This window comes from Sphingomonas sp. CD22, assembly GCF_034556155.1.
Classification (GTDB): domain Bacteria; phylum Pseudomonadota; class Alphaproteobacteria; order Sphingomonadales; family Sphingomonadaceae; genus Sphingomonas.
Genome location: NZ_JAYDYX010000020.1, coordinates 2,501 through 5,855 on the forward strand (window position 1 = coordinate 2,501; position 3,355 = coordinate 5,855).

Genomic DNA, 3,355 nt, shown 5'->3' on the forward strand with positions numbered 1-3,355 from the left:
GCCGCCCGATGGGCGTCGATCCAGTGTTGTCGTTGGTGGTGTGGACTCTCAAGCGTGAGGTAAGGGCAATTCGTGGATGCCTTGGCATGTACAGGCGATGAAGGACGTGGCACGCTGCGATAAGCGTCGGTGAGCTGTGAGCAAGCATTGACCCGACGATTTCCGAATGGGGAAACCCACCTATCCGATTAACTCTACCGGAGCCGAACGACGACACGCGTAAAGCGTGCCGCCGAGCGGCTCAGCTAGAGTTAGTTGGAAACAGGTATCACTTAGCTGAATAAAATAGGCTTCGTGAAGCGAACCCGGTGAACTGAAACATCTCAGTAGCTGGAGGAAAAGACATCAACCGAGATTCCGTTAGTAGTGGCGAGCGAACGCGGACCAGGCCAGTGCCATTTATTCAACTAGCAGAAGCTTCTGGAAAGTAGCGCCATAGCGGGTGACAGCCCCGTATGCGAAAGTGATGTAAATGGACTCGAGTAGGGCGGAACACGTGTAATTCTGTCTGAACATAGGGGGACCACCCTCTAAGCCTAAATACTCGTACATGACCGATAGCGAACTAGTACCGTGAGGGAAAGGTGAAAAGCACCCCGATGAGGGGAGTGAAACAGTACCTGAAACGGATTGCCTACAAGCAGTTGGAGGGTCCTTGAGGCCTGACAGCGTACCTCTTGCATAATGGGTCTGTGACTTAATGTTTCAAGCAAGCTTAAGCCGTTAGGTGTAGGCGCAGCGAAAGCGAGTCTGAATAGGGCGACTGAGTTTGAAGTATTAGACCCGAAACCCGGCGATCTAGGCATGACCAGGATGAAGGTGCAGTAACATGCACTGGAGGTCCGAACCGATTAACGTTGAAAAGTTACCGGATGAGTTGTGTTTAGGGGTGAAAGGCCAATCAAGCCGGGAAATAGCTGGTTCTCCGCGAAAACTATTGAGGTAGTGCCTCGGATGGACACCCTAGGGGGTAGAGCACTGGATGGATGCGGGGGTCGCGAGATCTACCAACTCTAACCAAACTCCGAATACCTAGGAGTGATATCCGGGAGACAGACGGCGGGTGCTAAGGTCCGTCGTCAAAAGGGAAACAGCCCTGACCTACAGCTAAGGTCCCCAAGTTATCACTAAGTGGGAAAGCATGTGGAAATCCCAAAACAACCAGGAGGTTGGCTTAGAAGCAGCCATCCTTTAAAGAAAGCGTAACAGCTCACTGGTCTAAACAAGGGTTTCTGCGGCGAAGATGTAACGGGGCTCAAGTGATACACCGAAGCTTAGGGTGTGGCGTAAGCCACGCGGTAGCGGAGCGTTCCGTAAGCCTGTGAAGCGATCTGGTAATGGGTCGTGGAGGTATCGGAAGTGCGAATGCAGACATGAGTAGCGATAAAGAGGGTGAGATGCCCTCTCGCCGAAAGACCAAGGGTTCCTGCGCAAGGCTAATCCGCGCAGGGTGAGCCGGCCCCTAAGACGAGCCCGAAGGGGGTAGTCGATGGGAACCACGTTAATATTCGTGGGCCTGGTGGTGTGTGACGGATGGTGTGTGTTGTTCGGCCTTAACGGATTGGCCGGGCTTCGAAACTGTCCCAGGAAATAGCCCCACCGTATAGACCGTACCCGAAACCGACACAGGTGGTCAGGTAGAGTATACCAAGGCGCTTGAGAGAAGTGTCCTGAAGGAACTCGGCAAATTGCCTCCGTACCTTCGGAAGAAGGAGGCCCAACATAGGCGCAAGCTCTTGTTGGGGGCACAGGCCAGGGGGTAGCGACTGTTTAGCAAAAACACAGGGCTCTGCTAAGTCGGCTTCAAGACGACGTATAGGGCCTGACGCCTGCCCGGTGCCTGAAGGTTAAGTGGAGGGGTGCAAGCTCTGAAATGAAGCCCAGGTAAACGGCGGCCGTAACTATAACGGTCCTAAGGTAGCGAAATTCCTTGTCGGGTAAGTTCCGACCTGCACGAATGGCGTAACGACTTCCCCACTGTCTCCAGGACATGCTCAGCGAAATTGAATTCTCCGTGAAGATGCGGAGTACCCGCGGTTAGACGGAAAGACCCCGTGCACCTTTACTGCAGCTTCAGAGTGGCATTAGGAAAGAACTGTGTAGCATAGGTGGGAGGCTTTGAAGCATCGGCGCCAGCCGGTGTGGAGCCATAGGTGAAATACCACCCTGTTGTTTTCTGATGTCTAACCTCGTTCCGTAAGCCGGAACAGGGACCCTCTGTGGCGGGTAGTTTGACTGGGGCGGTCGCCTCCTAAAGAGTAACGGAGGCGCGCGATGGTGGGCTCAGGCCGGTTGGAAACCGGCTGTTAGAGTGCAATGGCATAAGCCCGCCTGACTGCGAGACTGACAAGTCGAGCAGAGACGAAAGTCGGTCATAGTGATCCGGTGGTCCCTCGTGGAAGGGCCATCGCTCAACGGATAAAAGGTACGCCGGGGATAACAGGCTGATAACCCCCAAGAGCTCATATCGACGGGGTTGTTTGGCACCTCGATGTCGACTCATCACATCCTGGGGCTGGAGCAGGTCCCAAGGGTTTGGCTGTTCGCCAATTAAAGTGGTACGTGAGTTGGGTTCAGAACGTCGCGAGACAGTTTGGTCCCTATCTGCCGTGGGCGTCGAAATTTGAGAGGAGTTGACCCTAGTACGAGAGGACCGGGTTGAACGTACCTCTGGTGTACCTGTCGTCGTGCCAACGGCGCAGCAGGGTAGCTATGTACGGACGGGATAACCGCTGAAAGCATCTAAGCGGGAAGCCTCCCTCAAGATAAGATTTCATAGGACGGTCGGAGACCACGACCTTGATAGATCGGATGTGGAAGTGCGGTAACGCATGGAGCTAACCGATACTAATTGTCCTATTCGCGCTTGAGAGTCTCACACCATCAATGACAATTCTGGGTTACCAGCGAAACGTCGGCGATAGCGTGGATGATACAAGTCGAACGCCAGATTAAAATACACATCCTCACAAAGGTGCATCGATTTTAGAAACCCATCGCAAGTCCTTGCGGTGGGTTACCCCCAAGCCCAACTTCGCATCCGCCCGCTTCATTGCCTGGTGGCTATAGCGTCGGTGTCCCACCCGATCCCATCCCGAACTCGGCCGTGAAACCCGACTGCGCCAATGGTACTATCGCTCAAGCGATGGAAGAGTAGGTCGTCGCCAGGCATTGCAGCAGGCGGATACGAAGAACACGGCTCCAGGAACCCATCACAATATCAACGAACCACGACACCCCCGCACAACAGCGGGGGCGTTCGCGTTCCAAAACAGTGTCGCGGGGTGGAGCAGCCCGGTAGCTCGTCAGGCTCATAACCTGAAGGTCACAGGTTCAAATCCTGTCCCCGCAACCA

1 tRNA gene and 2 rRNA genes are annotated in these 3,355 nt (G+C 54.4%); all 3 read left to right on the top strand.

The features are described 5' to 3' along the window. The first annotated feature begins 49 nt into the window (after positions 1–49). The 3 genes from SFC76_RS19545 to SFC76_RS19555 all read left to right on the top strand — a co-directional run bounded on the left by SFC76_RS19545 (position 50) and on the right by SFC76_RS19555 (position 3,355). Positions 50–2,871 (top strand): 23S ribosomal RNA (locus SFC76_RS19545). A 184-nt stretch (positions 2,872–3,055) separates the two neighbouring features. After that, positions 3,056–3,170 (top strand): 5S ribosomal RNA (gene rrf, locus SFC76_RS19550). Between the two features lie 108 nt (positions 3,171–3,278). Continuing rightward, positions 3,279–3,355, top strand: a tRNA-Met gene (locus SFC76_RS19555).